Source organism: Arenibacterium sp. CAU 1754 (assembly GCF_054482635.1).
In genome coordinates, this window is the sequence record NZ_JBTLRG010000006.1 from 69,523 (window position 1) to 88,211 (window position 18,689).

18 protein-coding genes are annotated in these 18,689 nt (G+C 60.5%); 2 read left to right on the top strand and 16 right to left on the bottom strand.

Annotated features, from left to right (window positions below; translation table 11 throughout):
• Positions 1 to 13: 13 nt before the first annotated feature.
• From ACXYMO_RS18395 to ACXYMO_RS18470, 16 genes are all read right to left on the bottom strand, one after another.
• Positions 14 to 1,249: a cytochrome-c peroxidase gene (locus ACXYMO_RS18395; RefSeq protein WP_458880212.1), complete on the bottom strand. Its 1,236-nt coding sequence runs from the start codon at positions 1,247 to 1,249 to the stop codon at positions 14 to 16.
• Positions 1,250 to 1,966, bottom strand: a complete 717-nt coding sequence (locus ACXYMO_RS18400) for an SCO family protein (RefSeq protein ID WP_458880213.1) — start codon at positions 1,964 to 1,966, stop codon at positions 1,250 to 1,252.
• 93 nt (positions 1,967 to 2,059) lie between these two features.
• Positions 2,060 to 3,367 (bottom strand): methanethiol oxidase, encoded by a 1,308-nt coding sequence (gene mtoX, locus ACXYMO_RS18405; RefSeq protein ID WP_458880214.1) that lies wholly within the window; start codon positions 3,365 to 3,367, stop codon positions 2,060 to 2,062.
• Between the two features lie 316 nt (positions 3,368 to 3,683).
• Entirely contained in the window at positions 3,684 to 5,687 is a 2,004-nt protein-coding gene (locus tag ACXYMO_RS18410) for a TRAP transporter permease (RefSeq protein WP_458880215.1), read from the bottom strand.
• Between the two features lie 83 nt (positions 5,688 to 5,770).
• The gene (locus ACXYMO_RS18415) at positions 5,771 to 6,931 is read right to left on the bottom strand and encodes a TAXI family TRAP transporter solute-binding subunit (protein WP_458880216.1); all 1,161 of its coding nucleotides are present in this window, start codon (positions 6,929 to 6,931) and stop codon (positions 5,771 to 5,773) included.
• A gap of 170 nt (positions 6,932 to 7,101) precedes the next feature.
• The gene (locus tag ACXYMO_RS18420; RefSeq protein ID WP_458880217.1) at positions 7,102 to 8,202 is read right to left on the bottom strand and encodes an alpha-hydroxy acid oxidase; all 1,101 of its coding nucleotides are present in this window, start codon (positions 8,200 to 8,202) and stop codon (positions 7,102 to 7,104) included.
• Positions 8,203 to 8,205: 3 nt separating this feature from the next.
• Positions 8,206 to 8,760: a sulfopyruvate decarboxylase subunit beta gene (gene comE, locus ACXYMO_RS18425; RefSeq protein WP_458880218.1), complete on the bottom strand. Its 555-nt coding sequence runs from the start codon at positions 8,758 to 8,760 to the stop codon at positions 8,206 to 8,208.
• On the bottom strand, positions 8,757 to 9,263 hold the full coding sequence (comD, locus tag ACXYMO_RS18430; RefSeq protein ID WP_458880219.1) for a sulfopyruvate decarboxylase subunit alpha: 507 nt from the start codon (positions 9,261 to 9,263) through the stop codon (positions 8,757 to 8,759). Before comD ends, comE begins: the two co-directional genes overlap by 4 nt.
• Positions 9,264 to 9,323: 60 nt before the next feature.
• Positions 9,324 to 9,731 (bottom strand): universal stress protein, encoded by a 408-nt coding sequence (locus ACXYMO_RS18435; protein WP_458880256.1) that lies wholly within the window; start codon positions 9,729 to 9,731, stop codon positions 9,324 to 9,326.
• 26 nt (positions 9,732 to 9,757) lie between these two features.
• Positions 9,758 to 10,738: a zinc-dependent alcohol dehydrogenase gene (locus ACXYMO_RS18440; protein WP_458880220.1), complete on the bottom strand. Its 981-nt coding sequence runs from the start codon at positions 10,736 to 10,738 to the stop codon at positions 9,758 to 9,760.
• A complete protein-coding gene (locus tag ACXYMO_RS18445; protein ID WP_458880221.1) occupies positions 10,735 to 11,496 on the bottom strand; it encodes an SDR family NAD(P)-dependent oxidoreductase in 762 nt (253 codons plus the stop codon). Before ACXYMO_RS18445 ends, ACXYMO_RS18440 begins: the two co-directional genes overlap by 4 nt.
• Positions 11,489 to 12,796 carry a histidinol dehydrogenase gene (gene hisD, locus ACXYMO_RS18450; protein WP_458880222.1) on the bottom strand — a complete coding sequence of 436 codons (1,308 nt, stop codon included), beginning with the start codon at positions 12,794 to 12,796 and terminating at the stop codon, positions 11,489 to 11,491. The genes ACXYMO_RS18445 and hisD overlap by 8 nt, the downstream gene beginning before the upstream one ends.
• Before the next feature lie 12 nt (positions 12,797 to 12,808).
• The gene (locus ACXYMO_RS18455; protein WP_458880223.1) at positions 12,809 to 14,137 is read right to left on the bottom strand and encodes a TRAP transporter large permease; all 1,329 of its coding nucleotides are present in this window, start codon (positions 14,135 to 14,137) and stop codon (positions 12,809 to 12,811) included.
• A 10-nt stretch (positions 14,138 to 14,147) separates the two neighbouring features.
• Positions 14,148 to 14,660 carry a TRAP transporter small permease gene (locus tag ACXYMO_RS18460; RefSeq protein ID WP_458880224.1) on the bottom strand — a complete coding sequence of 171 codons (513 nt, stop codon included), beginning with the start codon at positions 14,658 to 14,660 and terminating at the stop codon, positions 14,148 to 14,150.
• A gap of 115 nt (positions 14,661 to 14,775) precedes the next feature.
• Entirely contained in the window at positions 14,776 to 15,924 is a 1,149-nt protein-coding gene (locus ACXYMO_RS18465; RefSeq protein ID WP_458880225.1) for a TRAP transporter substrate-binding protein, read from the bottom strand.
• Between the two features lie 22 nt (positions 15,925 to 15,946).
• Complete coding sequence (locus ACXYMO_RS18470; RefSeq protein ID WP_458880226.1) at positions 15,947 to 16,132, bottom strand: hypothetical protein; 186 nt, start codon at positions 16,130 to 16,132, stop codon at positions 15,947 to 15,949.
• 148 nt (positions 16,133 to 16,280) lie between these two features.
• Here ACXYMO_RS18470 and ACXYMO_RS18475 point away from each other — a divergent pair, with 148 nt between their 5' ends.
• The gene (locus ACXYMO_RS18475; protein WP_458880227.1) at positions 16,281 to 17,309 is read left to right on the top strand and encodes a LacI family DNA-binding transcriptional regulator; all 1,029 of its coding nucleotides are present in this window, start codon (positions 16,281 to 16,283) and stop codon (positions 17,307 to 17,309) included.
• A gap of 232 nt (positions 17,310 to 17,541) precedes the next feature.
• Entirely contained in the window at positions 17,542 to 18,675 is a 1,134-nt protein-coding gene (locus ACXYMO_RS18480) for a type III PLP-dependent enzyme domain-containing protein (protein WP_458880228.1), read from the top strand.
• Positions 18,676 to 18,689: the final 14 nt, after the last annotated feature.

The following is an 18,689-nucleotide window of genomic DNA, read 5'->3' on the forward strand; positions in this document are numbered from 1 at the left end:
GGCCGGTCCGTTCTCAGTGATTGTCGGGTTGCTTGCTGCGCGCTTCTGCGACCAGGCACTCAAGACCGGGTGAGGTCAGGCTTTGCAGAAATGCTTCGAGATCGGCCATGTCCGTTTCGCTCAGGCCAAGCGGGCGAATACGGGGATCCTGGCCGGGATGGTTTGGCCCGCCTGCGTTGTAGAACGTGATGACATCGCGGAGTGTGTGCAGCGCGCCATCATGCATGTAGGGTCGGGTCAGGGCCACGTTTCGCAAGGACGGCGTGCGGAATTTCCAGCGGTCGGCAGGGTCTTCCGTAACTTCGTAGCGGCCCAGATCGGCCTCGCGCTTCTGCCCGACAGAAGCCACCTTGGCAAAGTCGACATCATGGAACACACCCGGAGCGAGTTGGATCCGAGTGGTGGCGGGCGGCGTCTGGCGCGCCTGTTCGCGGCTCCGGCCATAGCCGGTATCGTGAAAGTCGAGATCGGTGAACAGCGCGGATTGATCGCCAATCAGATGACAGGAGGCGCAGTCCCCTCGACCGGAAAAAATTTCATATCCGCGTTTCTGGGCATCTGTCAAAGCGTCCTGCTGGCCGCCGAAATGCCAGCGGTCAAATGCAGAGCCACCCAAGGTGGTTGAGCGCTGATAGGCGGCAAGCGCCATGCCCACCCTGTCAAGCGACGCAGGGGCGCCAAAGGCGGCCTCGAACAGCGGGCGATAGTCGGGCAGATCTTTCAAATGCGCGATCACCCGACCGGCCGACGGGTTGGCCATTTCGTTGCGCGCCACCAGCGGGCCGATGAACTGCGTTTCAAGCGCCACATCGCGCCCGTCATGAAAGAGAGGGGTCAAAAAGCCGATGTTCACGATGGTGGGCGCGTTGCGCTTGACGCTGCGGCCTTCGACGCCTACGGCGGTTTGCAGTTCCCTGTTGGCAAAGGCCTGTTCGGGCACGTGGCACATGGCGCAGGACATGGTGTGGTTGATCGAAAGGCGCCGATCGAAGAAGAGTTTGCGCCCCAGTTCGATCTTTTCGGCGGTTGGCGGATTGTCGGCCGGGTGCGGGATCGCCGGCAGGCCAAGCTGGGGTGTTACGCTTCGCTTCAGGGCATGGGCGGCCCAATCGCCGCCTTGGTCTGGGCAGGTGGCCGGGTCGATCGGGGCGGGGACATCGGTATAGGATGACTGGGCGGCAAGGCCCGAGGGAAAGGCGAGCATTGCACCGGTCAAGGCGAACGTGGTGATAAGGGCCAAGCGCCGCACTCAGATCTTTCCTTCTTCCATCAAAAGCGTTTCGACATCGGTCATCAAAAGTCGTGGGTCGATCAGACCAAGGCCATAGATGTTCCGGATCTGGCCCTCGCGGTCGACGAGGTACATGCGCAATAGATGGTTGATCTGTTCCTGATCGGGCGAGCGGTCAACCACCTGGCCATAGCCGTCAAGAATGGGTTTCAGGGCCTCTTGGCCTGTGGTCGTCAGAACGTGCCACTCAAGTTTTTTACTGGCCGAAGCATCGCTGGTGATCGGATAGGCGAATGCGTCTATGGCTTCGACCGTGTCGCGCTCGGGATCAAAGCTGATGGTGACCAACTGAACCTCATCGCGCAGGCCGGGCAGTTTGATCGACGTGTCGTGAATGTCAAACAGCGTCGCCATTGCCAGGGGACACCCGTTGATGTCGCCACAGTTCAGATAGACGAAACTGACCAGCGAAATCTTGTCCTTGGTGATCTGGGACAGGGTTGTCGCATTGCCATGCCTGTCGAGCACCTGGCCATCCGTCGCCGCCTTGATGCGATGCAGGGCATAGCTGCCCGGGGCAGGCGGGTCGAACTGGAACTCTTCGCTGCTTTTGAACACCGATGCGATTGGCGGGCGGTCGCCGGACAAGTCCGCCGCGCCGCCGACCCAGAGGGCCAGCCCGCCAGCGCCGGCGATGGCCAGCGCGATGACAAGGGACGCCGTTTTCAAGGGCATGTCAGGGGCCTCGCTGAATGCCCGTGCCGCGGGGCAGGACGGGCAGGGATGGGCCCCGGGGCGGGGAAATGACCGGCCCCGGAGCAGGGAACATCAGCTATAGAGCGCGGCACTTCCAAAGCGCATGATATGCGCGCGACCCAGTTGCAATGCGTTGAAATCGATGGCGAAGTCATCGACCAACTCGTTGCCGTCCCATTTGTAGGCCTTGAGATACTGGGCGTTGTCATCCCCTTTCTTGTCCCAGTTGGCCAGAAGCGAACTGGTAAAATAGACGCGCTCACCATCCCAGCTTTGGCTGACCATGTTGACCTGCCGGTCGATGACCTTTTCGTAGATCTGCGACGGGTTGTGCGGGTCAGAAACATCGAAAAGCCGCGTTTTGCCGTCCATGAAGCTGTTGATCCACAGCGTCTGGTCGTCGGCCGCAATCGAAATGTCGACAGGCAGGGGAATATCCGCCGGGTTGCCGATATCGGCCACTGACTTGGCCTGCCATTCGCCTGCGTCATCCTCGTATATCAGCCACAATTGCGAGGTCAGCGCGGTGGTCGAAAATGCATAATTTGCATTCGCCCCCCATGGGAAACGGATTTCCAAGGGTGCGCCCGGCACGTTGAACACCTTTTTCGGCTGTCGGGTATGAAGATCCCACTGCACCATTGTGCCGCCAAAGCGTTTCATCGCTTCGCCGTCCTGCAACATCTGGCCGAAATCCATCATATAGTTCGACCAGCCGGTAAAGGACGAGGTCAGCATGACGTTTTTGCGGATCAGTGCGCGCACGTCATAGCCATAGCCATCCGCCACGGCGCCATCCACGGCGACGGCCCCCTGCATGTCGTCGGCTGTGGGCATCCAGTAGGTCGCTATGTGATCGCCGTCGTCATTGTATTCGACAAGCGCCGTGCGCCCGCCGTGATCGTCATCATTGGACAGCCCGGTGATCATCATCCGCCCCGGCAGGGCAAAGAAGGTGTGGGGACCAACGCAACCGCCAGAATCCTTGACGAATGTGTCGATGGTCTTGTGCAGACTGGGGGTCGACGGGTCGGAATGCACGTCAAATATGAAGATCCGGCTTGTATCGAGCCCGCCGGCCCAGAAATGGCGCCGGTCCGAACTGAACCCGCCATGGTGCGCCTCGTTTCGGCCTCCGACCGAGACCGAGTTGATCACCTCGCCGCGGGTGGCCGAGCCAGGGCGCACGTCGATGGTGACAAGCTTGTCCTGTTCGTCGCCCATGCCTTCGACGCCCAGCGTCCAGACATAGACATATTCCTCATGGCCCGTGATCTTGGGCATGTAAGGCGATTGGCAGGTTTCGTCGGCAAATGCCCTGAATGGCAGTCCCATCGCCATGGCCCCTGCGGCGAGCCCTCCAAATTCTCTTCTGTTCATAATTCTTCCTCCCTTATGTGTTGATCTATGCGTTAGGCGTTGCCCTTCCCTGGTGGCTTTCATCGTGTGTTTTGTTGGCTAATTCGGCTTCGATATCCGAGCAGGGTTAATGGCCGCCGCGATACCGCTTCGGGCCTTTTCCCAAGGTGCGTAAATTTGTTCACAGGTATCACGCGGGCCGGAATCTCGGCCCATCGCTCGGGGTCGTCGGATCAGGCGTTCCTGCATGAGTTTCTCATAATCTCGACAGGGCCAAGCGTATCCTGAGAACTCGATTCGAAGCAAATAGTGCGTGCCTGACACCGGATTGCGGTTGTTACGCGTCCTGCGATACGGCTGGCGCGTCCGGTTCAGAATGGGATCGCCACGCATAGAAAAGCGGGGCGAGCGCAAGGACAAAGCCGCCGATTGTGACGGTAATCAAGCTCATACCGGTCCAAAGTCCGGTTGGCGCAGCGATCAGGAAACCAGCCACGAACAGCATCAGGCGCAGGACCGCGCTGAACGGGCCGCCGACCAGTGGGCCGACAAAGCTGACATAGCCCTGCAAAGCGGCCGAGATAAACCAGATGCCGATCAGGGCACAGGCCAGCACAAGGATGACCTCGGAGGGGGCGCCCTGGCCGATCAGTGCAGGATTAAGGACGAAAAAGAACGGAACCACATAGATGACCCCACCCAGTCTCATCGCCTCGAACCCGGTCCGGAATGCGCTTGCGCCGGCCATGGACGCCGCGGCAAAGGCGCCAAGCGCGACAGGTGGCGTGATAAAGCTGACCATGCCCCAGTAGAGGATGAACAGGTGCACGGCGAGTTCGTTGAGCCCGGCCTGCACCAGCGCCGGTGCCAGAACGACCGCAAGGAAGATATAGCAGGCCGTCACCGTCATCCCCATGCCAAAGATAAAGGACGTCAGCGCGCCCATCAGCAGCAGCATCGGAACCGAGTTGCCGGCCATATGCACCAGTTCGTTGGCAAGCGGGCCGGTCAGCCCGGTAGCCTGAAACGCGCCGACGATCATGCCGATCCCCAACAGCACGGCGACAAGTTCCGAAAGGGTGCGCCCGACCGAGACGATGATGTTCAGCACCCCGTCCCAGGACACCCGGTCGCGCGGGCTGAACTGGTTGACGACCAGCAGCAGCACAACGGCATAGAAGGGCGCCGTGGTTTCCCACCGGTAGGCGACCATCAGGAAAATCAGTAGCGCGAAGACCGCGATATAAAGCCAACCCTCTTTGAGCGTTTCAAGCGCGCGGGGCCGATCTGCCGGGGCCAGCCCCTTGAGTCCGCGACGCGCAGAATAGGCGTCGATCTGCACGAACAGACCGAAAAAGTAGAGAAGCGACGGGATGGCCGCGGCCAGCATGATTTCGACATAGGGTCGGCTGAGCCAGGATGCGATCACAAACGCAGTGGCCCCCATGATCGGCGGCATGAGGACACCGCCGGTGGATGCGCAGGCTTCGGTCGCGGCGGCGTAGCGGGCGGAAAACCCGGTTTTCTTCATGGCAGGGATCGAAACTGCGCCGGTCGTAAGCACGTTTGAAATGACCGAGCCCGACATAGACCCCATGAAACCCGACGCGAAGATCGAGACCTTGGCCGCCCCGCCACGATAGCCGCCGACAAGCGCCAGCGCGAGGTTGTTGAAGAACTTGCCGCCGCCGGTGAATTGCAGGATCGCCCCGAACAGGATGAACCCGATCACCAGGTTCCCGAATGCGCGCATCGGGATGCCGAACGACGCCTCGGATGAGATCATGAAATAGGGAACGACATCACGAAACGGCTGCGTGAACCCGCTCAGCGGGTCGGGAACATGCTCGGCAAATGTCGGGTAGAGCGAAAACACAAGAACGATCACGAACAGAACTGTCCCACCCGCGCGCCGTGTGCCCTCAAGAATCAGCGCATAAAGGGCAAAGGACATCCAGACCGCGTTTTCCGGCGCGGCATATTCCCATCCGGAATCAAGGCTTTGATCGGCGGTGAAAACAAAGAAACCTGCGACGACGACCGTCGCTGCCGCCAGGACCCAGTCATACCACGGCACCTTGGGCGAGGCTGGACCGTAGGCCCGGAAGGTGATGAACGTCAGGCTGAGAAACAGACCGGCCAGAACATAGAGATACATGCCCTCAAGCATGGAATAGCCACCGATCCGCAGGTTGAAGAGCTGATTGATCGCCACGCCGATGGCCGCGGTCGTGCAGAAAATGATGACCCAGCGCGCGAACCCGTGAAAGACCAATCTTTCCGCCGCGCGTTCGGTTTCGATCGCCGCGCTTGCGCGGCTGTGTTCAGTGTTCTGGGTCATGTGGGGTCAGGCCAAAGCGTCCGGTGAGGGAAAGAAAAAAGAAGGGCGGGCCAGCAAGCCCGCCCCGGTTTCAGGACACGTTATCAGAAGACGACAGCGAAACCGCCGGCGGCCAAGGCTTCGCGGCGCTTTGCGTCCCACGCCTCTTCCCAGTTGTCCGGCGCTTCGGCCTTCAGCTCTTCCCAGGCCTTCATCAACGCAGCCTGCCGCGCGACAAGGTTGTCGTTGTGAGCCTGCGCTTCGTCGGTCCAGACGCCGAGTTCTTTGTAATACCGGATCGCGCCTTCGTGGTAGGGTGCCACCCACTGGAAGTTCTGCTTGTCCAGTGCCCAGCCGTTGATGCCCGGCGCTTCGCCCTTGAACTCGTCAAAGTACACGTCCATCGCCTTGGTCATGTTATAGGTCAGATCGGCGTCCTGTGCTGCATAGGTCATGAGAACGGGATAGGCATAGCCAGCCGTCGGCGTGCCGTCCGTCCCGTCGATTGTCGCGCCGACCGTCGCATTCATAGGGGAGAAGAACGGAGCAATCGCCTGCATCCGCTTAAGCCCCTCGGTGTTGCCCGGATCAATCGGCGGCCAGTAAACGCCGCGCGGGCTCGATTCCGCCTCGTAGGCGCGGCCCGAATTGGTCGAGGCAAAAGCCGCATCGACGCTGCCATCGATCATGCCGGCCCAGGAATCCCCGAAGCCGCCAAACTCGACCCGCTCGACATCGTCCCAGGTCAGCCCGCCATAGGCCAGATAAGCCGCGTTATTGACGTTGAGCGCTGGCGCGCCTTTGACCCAGGCCACGCGCATGCCCTTCAGATCGGCATAGGTGAACCCTTCGCAACCGGGCTTTCCGGCCTTTTCACAGGCCTCGGCCGCCACTGCCAGCGACAGTCCAACGGCACCACCATTGTTGGCCGCAAGGATCCGGACCGGCTGCGGGCCCCAGTTTTCCGCGCCGAACTGAAAGACGCCTTCCTGGGCCATGAAGGATCCACCGACCCCGTTTGCCGAGAACTGCACCTTGCCCTGACGCAGCGGCTCGGTTCGTGCGATGTCGTTCTTGCCGGGCAGTACCCGCAGGTTCACGCCGGTTGTTTCCTGAAGCGCCGCACCAATGGCGATGGACTGGTTGTACCCGGCAGACCCGGTTCCGTAAGCGGTCCATGTCAACTGTTTGGGCAGATTGACGTCTTGCGCCAAAACCGGTGATGAGAACACGGCCAAAGCCGCGGCCAATGAGGCAATACGCATGAAAGTTCCTCCCATAATTCTGCGTAGCGGAATATAATTTCGTATTTTTGTTTTTCGGATTGTTTGCGCGGTGGGATCGAATGTCAACCGCAGCAATCATCGAAACGGTATCACGTTTTTTGCGTGTCGCGTCGCCCGAACTGAACCGCCCCCAGAAAGTCACTCGCGGATCAGATTACGGACGACAGATCGCTCTGACCGGTCTGGGCCATCGCGATGCTCAGTTCCTGGCTCAGAACCTCCCAGAGTCGGTTTAACCCTTCCTCTCCGGCGGCGGCGATCGCAAATTGCAGGACGCGGCCGATGAAAACGAAATCCGCACCAAGTGTCAAAACCTTCAAAACGTCCTCGCCCGATCTTACGCCACTATCGTAAAACAATGGAAAATCAGGGCCAACCGCGTCGCGGATGGTTTGCAGCGCATGAACCGGGGCCGGGGCGCTTTCCAGTTGTCTGGCCCCGTGGCTTGAAACCTGGATCGCGTCGACGCCGGATTTCTGCAATTCCACGGCATCTTGCGCGTCAAGAACGCCTTTGACGACCAGATTGCCTTTCCAGAGGTCCCGCAGGCGCCGCAGCGTCTGCCAGTCGGCCCTGGCGCGGCTTTCGGTGCGGTCAAACGCATACCCGTCCATCTGGAAATTCGCCATTTCCGGCCGGCCCTTTACCAGAGTGGCAAGGGACCATCGCGGATGCAGGGCAAAATCAACGAATTGCCGCGGACCGATCCGGAATGGCATGGTGAAGCCGTGGCGCAGTTCGCGCGGGCGGCGCCCGACCTCGGGAACGTCGACCGTCAGAACAAGTGTTTCATATCCGGCTGCATGTGCGCGTTCGGCGAGCTTGGAAGATCCCTCACCGTCGCCGCTGAAGTAAAGCTGGAACCAGGCGTTGCCCTCCGCCACAGCGATCAATTTCTCCATCGGTGTCGAGGCGACGGTGGACACCCCCAGCGGCACCTTGTGCCGCGCCGCGAGCCGCGCCAGCATCAGGTCGGCCCCCGGGCCGGACAGGTTGCACATGCCCATCGGGGCGATGCCGAACGGGCGCCGGGCCAAACGGCCAAACACCTGCGTTTCCAGCGATCGCCGGCTGACATCCCGCAGGATGCGCGGGCGCAGACAGATCGCGTCCAGCGCCGCCCGGGTCCTGTCGGCCCCGGAACCACCTCCGGCCGCGCCGTCAATATAGTCGAATACCATCCACGGCAGCCGCCGTCGGGCCAGACGCCGCGCATCTTCGGCTGAATGAATATGAGCGGCGCGGCCCATGGGTCAGGCTTGGACGGCTTTCATGAACCGGTCGCGGATCACCACCGGGTCCATCGTGATCACCGGCATCTTGGCATTGCCGCTTTCGCATTTGCTGACGATGATCGTCATCTTTTTCGCGTCCAGCGCCTCTTGCAATACATGACCGGTATCTTTGGCCGGGCATTCAATCACGCGGTCGCAACCGCACGCCTCGGCCACCTTGGCCAGCGATGTCTTCTGCCCGGCATAGGTAGGCTGATCGCCGGTTGAACCATACGATCCGTTGTCGATGATCAGCAGGATGTAATTGTCCGCCACGTTGTTGGCGATTGTCGGCAGCGTCCCAAGGTTGGTCAGGATCGACCCGTCACCGTCGATCACGATCACCGGTTTGGGCTGCGCCAGCGCCAGGCCCAGGCCGATGGAGGATGCAAGCCCCATCGTGCCCAGCATGTAAAAGTTGGTCGGTTGGTCGTCGATCGCATGCAGTTCCTGGCTGGGAATGCCAATGTTGCAGACCACCAGCTGATCCCGCAGGAGCGGGGCGATTTCCTTGAGAATTTCTGAACGGATCATTGGTCGCCATAGCCTCCCCAGAAGTTGGCATCGGTAAGGATCGCCACAGGTTTGTTGCACATGAATGTGTATTTCAGGATCAGGTCGAGCTCTTCGACATCCGATTTCTTGTGAAAGTGGTAGGTCGGAATGTTCATTTGAGCGAGCAGCGCCTTGGTATGCACCGCCATTTCGACCTGGCAGGCCACCGGTTCGCGCAGTTCACCGCGATAGCTGATCAGCATCGGCAGGGGCATGCGGTAATACTGGATCAGCGTGGCCAGCGTGTTGATCGTCACGCCGATGGCGGTGTTCTGCATGATGATGGCCGGGCGTTTTCCCCCCATCCAGGCGCCGGCGCACAGGCCCATGCCTTCGTCTTCCTTGTTGGACGGAATGTGAAAAATGTCGTCGCGCCGGTCGATTTCCTCGATCACCCCGGCCAGCTGTTTGCACGGCACCGTGGTGACAAATGAAATGTCGTTGGCGACCAGATCATCCGCGATCTTTTTGTCGATGTTCATCTGGTTGGGTGTTCCTTTGACTTGTCTGCCGGGCAGACGGTTATTGGTTTCGGTTCAGGTTTAGCCGCGCTGGACATGCACGGAACATCCGGCATGGCGGACAACCCGACCGGCGGTCGAGCCGAGCAGGTAATCGCGCAGGCCCGGTTTGTGCGAGCCGATGACGATACAATCGACATCGTTGTCCGCCGCGTAGTCGATGATCGTGCGGGCGGTATGCCCCTTTAAAACGACCGCTTCGATACCTTCAAAGCCGTCGAGCTTTTCCGCGAGCCGGCGCCCCGCCGCGTTGAAACCCGATTTCACGGTGTCCGCATCGAGATAGGCGCTGACCGATCCCTGCGGCGCCTCATAGACATGTAGCGCCACGATTTCGCCGCCCGGCTCCAAAAGCGCGCGGGCAATGCCGAGCATCTTGGGCGAGATGTCGTGATCAAGCGCCATCGGAACGAGAATTTTCTTGTACACTGCGTCCTCCATTGTTGTTGCCTCCCTCATGCCCACGGATCGAGCACGATTTTCGGGGCGGCGATCTGTCCGCTGCGCAGGCCGGAAAACGCCTGTGCCCCGTCTTTCAGCGACCGGGTTTCGATCCAGTCCAGCGGGCCAAGGCGGCCATCGAAAATGGCCTGTGCGGTGTCGCGGAAATCCTGCGCGGTGTAGGTGTAGGTGCCGATAAAGGTGATCTCCTGCAGCGTCATCCTGCGGATATCGAGACCGCCGGTGTCTTCGCCCAGACCAATATGCACGATCACGCCTCCCGGCCTTGCCATGGCCGACGCGGTCGCGCGGGTGGCCGCATAACCGACCGCATCGACCACCAGCGCATATTGGCCCTGCACGGTCTCGACGGCGGTTTGCCCGCAGACATCGTTCAGATAGGCGCGGCGAGGGGCGTTCGGCTCGACGATTTTGATATCGTCCACGCCCATGGCCCTGAGCGCGAGCGCGGCGGCAAGCCCGATCGCGCCGCCCCCCAGTACCAGCGCGTCCGGCTTTTCCGAAGGGCTGAGAGCGCCGAGCCCCAGGCGCACGGCATGCCAGCTGACGGCAAGGGGTTCCGCCAGCGCGGCCTTGGTCAACCGAACTGCATCCGGCACGGTGACCAGATTGGTTTCGGGCATCGCGACGTACTGAGCAAAGGCGCCCTCGCGCGGCGGCATCGAAATGATCTGGCGCGCGGCGCACAGGTTTTCGCGCCCGGACGTGCAGGCCGGACAGGAGCCACAAGTGACCAGAGGGTTCACCGTTACCCGTTCGCCGTCGCGCGCGCCCCCGATGATGGTGCCCGCCGCTTCGTGCCCAAGGATCAGGGGGGCAGGGCGGCGCGCATCATGGCCCAGATAGGCGTGCATGTCGGACCCGCAAATGCCCACCGCCTGCACGCGGATCAGCTGTTCGCCGGGCTTGGGCACCGGATCGGGAACGTCGCGGTACCCAAGGGTTTCGGGGGCATCATAAACCAGCGCTTTCATTTGGCTGTGAACCCTCCGTCAACCATCAGGACCTGCCCGGTTACATAGGCCGAGGCCTCAGAGCACAAGAACAGCAACGGTCCGTCGATATCTTCCAACTGGCCGTTGCGCCCGATGCAGGTCTGTTCGGCATTGCGCGCGGCCCGGGCCGGGTCTGAAAACACGGCCGCGGTCAGGTCCGTCGGGAAAAACCCCGGTCCTATGGCGTTGGCGGTGATGCCATGGGGCGACCACGCTTCGGCCATGGCGCGGGTCAGCTGGCCAACGCCGGCCTTGGACGCGCCATAGGCGATGCCGCTGGGAAAGGCGCGCGTGGTTTGCAGCGAGGCGAAATTGACGATCCGGCCCCAGCCTTTGGCCTTCATCGCAGGGACAAGGGCCTGACTGAGGAAAAATGGCGCAGAGAGATTGAGAGCCAGCGTCACATCCCATCCCTCGGCTGTCACATCATCCGCGGCTTGTCGTGTGTTGATGCCCGCGGCATGGACAACGATATCGGGCGCTCCGAACGGGGCCGCGATGGCCTCGGCCAATCCGGCGAGGGATGCGCGGTCGGCCACATCCGCCGCAACCCAGGCCGCGCCCGGTCCGGTTTCGGCCTGCCATTGCTCAAGCGCGCTGCGTCGGCGCGCCACGCCGACAACCTGCGCCCCGGCGGCGGCCAGCGCGCTTGCTGCGCGCTGCCCCAGGCCCGCGCTCGCCCCGGTCACACAGGCCACACGGCCGGAAAGGTCGAAAAGGGCGCGCGGGTCAGCCATTGGCGGTCAGGTCAAACTCTTCGTCCGGGAAATACTTGGCCAGGCGCACATCCGCTGCGCGGGCGTGACCCTCCATGCCTTCCAGGCGGGCAATCCGTGCGGTGGCTTCGGCCACGGGCTTGGCGCCGTCGCGGGTGGCCCGCTGCCACGTCACGATCTTCATGTATTTGTGCACGCTCAGCCCGCCGGTATAGCTGGCCGCGCCAGAGGTGGGCAGAACGTGGTTGGTACCCGCCGCCTTGTCGCCATAGGACACGGTGGTTTCTTCGCCAAGAAACAGCGACCCGTAGCAGGTCAGCCTCTCAAGCCACCATTCAAGGTCTTCGGCCTGAACGGTCAGGTGCTCGGGCGCGTATGCGTCCGAGGTCGCCGCCATTTCCTCGCGATCAGCGCACAGGATCACCTCGGCATAATCGCGCCACGCGGCGCTTGCGTTTTCGCGGTTCACATCTGGCAGATCGTCGATGTAGCCGGGGACCAGTTCCATCACCTTTTGCGCCAGCGCACGGTTGTCGGTGACCAGCCAGACGGGCGAGTTGTAACCATGCTCGGCCTGGCTGACGAGATCGGTCGCCACAATATGCGCATCTGCGGTGCCGTCGGCCAGGATCAGGCTGTCGGTCGGCCCGGCGATCATGTCGATCCCGACACGGCCGAACAGGATGCGCTTGGCCTCGGCCACGAACTGGTTGCCGGGGCCAACAAGGATATTGGCCTTGGGCAGGCCGAACAGGCCAAAGGTCATCGCGGCCACGCCCTGAACGCCGCCCATGGCCATGATCTTGTCCGCGCCGCAGATATGCGCGGCATAGACGATTGCAGGCGCCACGCCGACACCGGGGTGCGGCGGCGAACAGGCGGTGATGTGCTTGCAGCCCGCGACCTTGGCGGTGGTCACGGTCATGATGGCGCTGGCGATATGGCTGTAGCGGCCGCCGGGCACGTAACAGCCCGCAGCATCCACAGGGATCGCTTTTTGCCCGGCGATCAGGCCCGGAACGATTTCCAGTTCCACATCGCAGACGGTCGCCTTTTGGGTTTGCGCAAAACGGCGCACATTGTCATGCGCAAACTGGATATCCTTTTTCAGCTTTTCGGGCACCAGCGCACTGGCCGCGGCAATCTCCTCGTCCGACAGGATGATGCCGCCCTCGTATTTGTCGAACTTTTTGGCATAGTCGAGCGCCGCCCGATCACCGCCCGCTTCGATATCGGTCAGAATGGACTTTACCGTTTCGTGGACGTCGGACGCCCCTGACTTGGACGTCAGTGTTGCTTTCTTGAGGTATTCTCGCGCCATGATGATCAGGTCCTATTTATAAACATCGGGAAGAAGGGTCGTCGAAATCGCAGGGACAAAGGCGATCAGCAGCACGACCAACAGCATGAAGAAAACGAAAGGTACGGCCCGGCCGGCGATCTTGAGGATCGATTCCCCGGTGATGCCGGACACGACGAACAGGTTCAGCCCCAAAGGCGGGGTGATGAACCCGACACCCAGTGCGGTGATCATCATTATGCAGAACTGAATTTCGTTCATGCCGATATTGTCGGCCAGCGGTTTCAGGATCGGTGCCAGGATCACGATATTGGGCGTGGTTTCCATCACACAGCCCGCCGCGATCAGGATGCCGATCATCAGCAGGATCAGCATGTTCGGATCGTCGGTCAGCGATGTGACAGCGCCGACAAATCCCTGCGGCACACCCATGATCGCCAGTGCCTGTGCCAGCGGCAGCGAAAAGGCGATAATCGGCAGGATGACGCCATTCACCTTGGCCGAGCTGACCAGCATGGCCGGGAAATCGGCCAGTTTCAGCGTGCCGAGCACGAACCCGATGATAATGGTGACGATGACCGCCGTGGCCCCCGCCTCGGTCGGGGTCAGCCGGCCCGAGAAGATACCATAGAAGATGATCCCCGGCACGATGAACGCGTACCAGCCCGACGCCAGCGCCTTGCCCAGATTGGCGGCCCATTCGGAAAAGGAGATCATGCCGCCGCCCTCGTAGGCGTAAATGCGGTTCATCACGATGTTTGTGATCAGGATGGATGTCAGGATGGCAAGCCCGGGGATGAGCGCGGCCAGGAAGAGCGTCGAGGCGGATATGCCCAGCACAAGGCCGATGATGATATAGGCGATCGATGGCGGGATCAGGATGCCGGTACAGGCGCCCGCGGCAACCAGCGCGCAGGCGTAGGGGCGCGGATAGCCGCTTTCGACCAGCCGGTCGATCGTCATCCGACCCACGGCGGCGGCCCCTGCGGCGTCCGACCCCGAGATGGCCGAGAACATGCCGCAAACCAGCACCGTCGCCGATCCGAACCCGCCCTTGGCCCAGCAGGTCAGTGCCTCGGCCACATCAAGGAATTTGCGGCTGAGCCCGGTCCGCACCAGCACGTCACCCGTAAGGATAAACAGTGGCACGGCGGTAAGGGCGAAAGCGTCAATCCCGTCGAACAGGCTTTCCCCGACCAGCGACAGCGGCAGATCGCCCGACAACACCAGCATGGAAATGGCGGCCACGCCGATCGCGGCCCAAATTGGGACCGCCAGTGCCGTGAGGACGACAAAAGCGATTACCGGCAGATAGAAATCCCATCCGAGTTCGACAGTCTGATTGAGTTGGTTCCAAAGCATTGTCTATCTCTCAATCAAACAGCTTATCGCCTTCGAAAACGGGTGTTCCGTCTCGCAAGCTGCGCAGATCGCGCCAGAAAGATTGCAAAAGCCGCCAGATCATCAGGGCAAAGCCCGCCGGCACTGCCATGAGAAACCACACCATCGAAACGCGCAGTCCGTGACTGACCGAGCCGAACTTGGCCGAGACCATGACGGTTTCGAATGACCAGTAGAGGGCGACCAGTGCGACGCCGAACATTACCAGATCGCCGAAAATATAGATCAACGCTTTCAGACGGGGAGCCATGTAATGAAGGATCACGTCGATACGGATGTGCGCGCGTTCCTTGACCGCCGCGGCGGCGCCGATCCAGGCCAGGTAGATAAAGGAATACCGCACGATCTCTTCGCCCCAGATCGAGGAATAGGCGAAAACCTCGCGTCGCAGCACCTCTACCGCCATGGTGACGACCAGCATCACGTAAAAGAAGAGAAGCGCCCAGCGTTCGGCATTTCGGTCAATTCGGCGTAGGAGTTCCATCGCATTTCCCGTCATCGGGCGGAGTCCGCCTTTGCGTATTCCCCAATCGGGTCACGCAGTTTCAAGAAAGTGGGGCGGGGATGCGGGCGCCGTTGTGGGCGCCCGCATCGCTGTGTCACGCGTCGTGAACGTAGTATTTGCCCTGCGTGCCGGCGGCTTCTTCCAGCTTGGCAAATGCGTCCATTGACCCGGCGAGTTCGGTCTTGAACTCGTCCCATTCGGGACGCTGAAAGCCCCCCGCTGCTTTCCATTCCGCCAGCTGGTCGTCGCTCAGTGAATGGAATTCGACGCCCGACTTGGCCAGTTCCGACATCGCATAGGCGCGGGCCGACGGCACCTTGGACAGGTTCATATGCGCGGTCATTTCCGACCCCCACATCACACCGTCCTGCACATCCGCCGGCAGGCCGTTGAACCATTCGAGATTGCAGGAATAGACTTGGCTGTCCGGCACCGCCTGGGTAAAGGTGACATGGCTCAGAATATCCTTGAACCCAAAGACATAGAGCGCGCCGACCGACGGGTCGAGCGCATCGGCAACGCCCTGTTTGATCGCCGAGGGTGTTTCGCCCCAGGCCACTGGCGTCGGGTTCGCGCCGACCATCCGGTAATACTGCTGCAGCATCTTTGAGCCGGGCACGCGGAATTTGACGCCCGACAGATCGCCAGGCGACAGAACCGCCCCGGCCCCGCCTTTGCGGACCGCCACGACTCGCGGGTCGATGTTCACATAGAACAGCGCCTTGAACCCGGCGCTTTCGACCTTGGGGTGAACCTCGGACTTCCAGAAATCCGACGTCACCAGGTTGGTGAAACGCTGGTTGGAGCCACACAGATACGGCATGTTGATCAGGTCGACGACCGAGGCAAACGGGGCAAAGTTCGACAGTGAATGCTGTGCCGCCTGGATGGTGCCGCCCTGAACCTTCTGAACAAGCGCCCCACCGGCGCCCAGTTGCCCGCCCGGCGCAAGTTTCACGTAAACCTTGCCATTGGTGGCGTTCTGGATGTTTTCCTTGAGATCAAGCTGCATGATCGGATAGCTGCGCGAGGCGCCCAGCACATAGGCCGTGGCCACCGTCATGACATGATCCGCTGCTGCTTCGCGTTCTTTTTCTTCTTTGGCGGTCTGCGCCGCGGCTTCGGTCGACCACAGTGTTCCTGCGGCCCCTGCGACCAGCGCCGCCGTAAACCCGCCGCTTGTGGCAAGCTTCAGGAAATTCCGGCGCTCGGCCGATTCCAGTTCAGTTTCCTCGCGTTTCAAATCGTGTCCTCCCTATGGACGTTCAGCCGCCAGATTTTCTTTTGTGGTCAGCCTCTTTTTTAAGAATTGCCACGACGAACAATGCCGAGGCGGCAAACAGAACCAGCATCTCCCCCACGTCACCCAGAATGGCGTTTCCCGCGAAAGCCCCCAGTGCGACATTTGCCGCGAACAGCGCAAAGGCCACGACGGACGCAATCAGAAACATGGGAAAACTCCTGGTGGAATCGGTTCAAATATCAATGTAAGCGCTTACATTAAGTTGATGCAAGCGTTTACATCCCATCGCGAAATCCGCATATTTGAGTCAAAGCACTCAAAGGCCACCTAAACGTCTTATTGGATTGCCAATTTCGATGATCACTCCGCAAACCGTGCCAACTCTGAATGACGTCGCAAAAGCGGCCGGTGTGTCCACGGCCACGGTTTCGCGCTGCCTGAATTCCCCGGACCGGGTCGTCGACAGCACGCGTGAAAAGGTGTTGGAGGCGGTCAGGCGGCTTGGCTACTCTCCGAATTTTGGCGCCCGCGCCATGGCATCCAAACGGACCAATACGATCGGCGCCATCATTCCAACGATGGAAAACGCGATCTTCGCACGTGGACTGCAGGCGTTTCAGGAGGAACTGCGCCTGAATGGTTATACGCTTCTTGTGGCCAGCTCGTCCTACCGGGCCGATATCGAGGAAGAGCAGATCCGGTCATTGGTTGCGCGTGGCGCTGACGGGCTGCTCTTGATCGGGCACGACCGGGACACTGCGATCAATCGCTTTCTGGAAACCCAGGGTGTGCCTGCGCTGGTGGCGTGGACCCATGACAGCACGGCGGTTTTGCCGTCGATTGGATTTGACAATCGGCAGTCCATGCGCGCGCTCGCCGAGAAGGTCATTGAGATGGGTCATCGCCGCATCGCCGTCATTACCGCCGCAGTGACAAGCAACGACCGCGCAAGGCAGCGTTTGGAGGGGGTGCGTGACGCGCTTGCGGCATCCGGGTTGGACGCGGATGCTCTGCAGGTTGTCGAGACAACCTATGGTATCGACACCGGGGCGCAGGCCTTTGATCAACTTATGTCGTCGAAAACACCACCGACCGCCATTATCTGCGGCAACGACGTTCTTGCCGTTGGTGCCATGAAACAGGCCCGCGCACTTGGCCTGAGTGTGCCCGAGGATGTTTCCGTCACCGGGTTCGACGACATCGAAATCGCACGGATTGTTGAGCCTGCCCTGACGACCGTTCACGTGCCGCATCGCAACATGGGCAGTGGCGCGGCGCGCATGCTGATTGACATGGTCGAAGGAAAAAGCGCGGGTACGACGGTGAAGCTCGACGCGACCGTGAAGGTGAGAGGCTCTTTGGGGGCGCCACCCGATCAGAGCTGATGTCTCTGACACCGCAATGAGCGTTGATACAAATCAACACATCTAAATGTCTTTTCATCTAAACATCAGGAAATTGAGATATCCGGCTTATCGCCTGAGACTGGAAGGCCATGCGGCTTTGCACAGTTCACTCGCGACGATTTGCACAAAGGTTTGAAAGGAAGAGCACATGGAACCAGAAGGACCGCCGCGGTCACTGGATATTCCCAGCCAGGTTCAGACACCTGCCTTTGTGTTCGACGAACTGACGCTAATGGCGGATGCAGAAACAGCGCGTCAGGCACTGGCGGAATCCGGCGCGCATTTGCTTTTCGCCATGAAGGCCTGTGCCTTTGGGCATGTGCTGAAACAGCTTTCCGACAGTGTTGACGGGTTTCACGCCAGTTCATTGTTCGAGGCGAAACTTGCGCGAGAAACTCTTGGGTGGCGCGGCCTGATCCATGTGACGACACCTGCAATCACCTCGGACGAGATTGATGAGCTTTGCGCTGTGTCCGATATGATCAGCCTCAATTCCCTGACCCAGTGGGATCGTTTCAGGGCTCATGGAGATGAAAATGTGCAATTGGGCCTGAGGGTCAATCCCGATCTCTCCATGATCCAGGATGAACGCTATGATCCCTGTCGCAGGCATTCAAAACTGGGCGCACCAATCCGGGACGTGCGCGAGGTGATGCTGAACGATCCCGGCAGGTTGGAAGGCCTGAAAGGGCTGCTGGTCCACAGCAATTCGGAGTCTGACGATTTTGGCGAAGTGCTGGCGACCGTTAGGCATCTCGATCGTCTGTTGGCACCACTTCTGGAACAAGCTGAATGGATCAATCTCGGCGGCGGCTACATGTTTCGGAACGGCAATGATTATTCAGCCCTGAACGAAGCGGTTTTGCTACTGAGAAACAAATACAATCTCAGGGTCTACATGGAGCCGGGCACCTCGATCGTCAAAGGCGCGGGACGGCTGGTCGCCTCGGTTCTGGATATATTTCCAAGCGAGGGAAAATCGGTCGCTATCCTTGACGCCAGTGTGAATCACACGCCCGAAGTGTTCGAATTCCAGTTCGAGGCTGATGTCGAAGGCGAAACCGCGCGGGGAGGTCACAGCTATATTCTGGGCGGCGCCACCTGCCTTGCCGGAGACATTTTCGGTGAATTCAGATTTCCTGGCCCGCTGGTGCCGGGCTCTCGGGTGGTGCTGAAGAACGCTGGCGCATACACGATGGTGAAAGCCCACATGTTTAACGGCGTTAACCTTCCCTCGGTTTATTGGCAGGCGGCCGATGGCACGTGTGATTTGGTGAAATCTTATGATTTCGACAACTTCAAATCACGATGCGGAATTCGAACCGATGAAAATTCACGAAGCTGAACTTGAAATTTGCG

Excerpts from the sequence above, each read along its gene's own strand:
- ACXYMO_RS18400 (WP_458880213.1), bottom strand. The coding sequence starts at position 1,966 with ATGCCCTTGAAAACGGCGTCCCTTGTCATCGCGCTGGCCATCGCCGGC.
- mtoX (WP_458880214.1), bottom strand. The coding sequence starts at position 3,367 with ATGAACAGAAGAGAATTTGGAGGGCTCGCCGCAGGGGCCATGGCGATG.
- ACXYMO_RS18410 (WP_458880215.1), bottom strand. The coding sequence starts at position 5,687 with ATGACCCAGAACACTGAACACAGCCGCGCAAGCGCGGCGATCGAAACC.
- ACXYMO_RS18415 (WP_458880216.1), bottom strand. The coding sequence starts at position 6,931 with ATGCGTATTGCCTCATTGGCCGCGGCTTTGGCCGTGTTCTCATCACCG.
- ACXYMO_RS18420 (WP_458880217.1), bottom strand. The coding sequence starts at position 8,202 with ATGGGCCGCGCCGCTCATATTCATTCAGCCGAAGATGCGCGGCGTCTG.
- comE (WP_458880218.1), bottom strand. The coding sequence starts at position 8,760 with ATGATCCGTTCAGAAATTCTCAAGGAAATCGCCCCGCTCCTGCGGGAT.
- comD (WP_458880219.1), bottom strand. The coding sequence starts at position 9,263 with ATGAACATCGACAAAAAGATCGCGGATGATCTGGTCGCCAACGACATT.
- ACXYMO_RS18440 (WP_458880220.1), bottom strand. The coding sequence starts at position 10,738 with ATGAAAGCGCTGGTTTATGATGCCCCCGAAACCCTTGGGTACCGCGAC.
- ACXYMO_RS18445 (WP_458880221.1), bottom strand. The coding sequence starts at position 11,496 with ATGGCTGACCCGCGCGCCCTTTTCGACCTTTCCGGCCGTGTGGCCTGT.
- hisD (WP_458880222.1), bottom strand. The coding sequence starts at position 12,796 with ATGGCGCGAGAATACCTCAAGAAAGCAACACTGACGTCCAAGTCAGGG.
- ACXYMO_RS18455 (WP_458880223.1), bottom strand. The coding sequence starts at position 14,137 with ATGCTTTGGAACCAACTCAATCAGACTGTCGAACTCGGATGGGATTTC.
- ACXYMO_RS18460 (WP_458880224.1), bottom strand. The coding sequence starts at position 14,660 with ATGGAACTCCTACGCCGAATTGACCGAAATGCCGAACGCTGGGCGCTT.
- ACXYMO_RS18470 (WP_458880226.1), bottom strand. The coding sequence starts at position 16,132 with ATGTTTCTGATTGCGTCCGTCGTGGCCTTTGCGCTGTTCGCGGCAAAT.
- ACXYMO_RS18475 (WP_458880227.1), top strand. The coding sequence starts at position 16,281 with ATGATCACTCCGCAAACCGTGCCAACTCTGAATGACGTCGCAAAAGCG.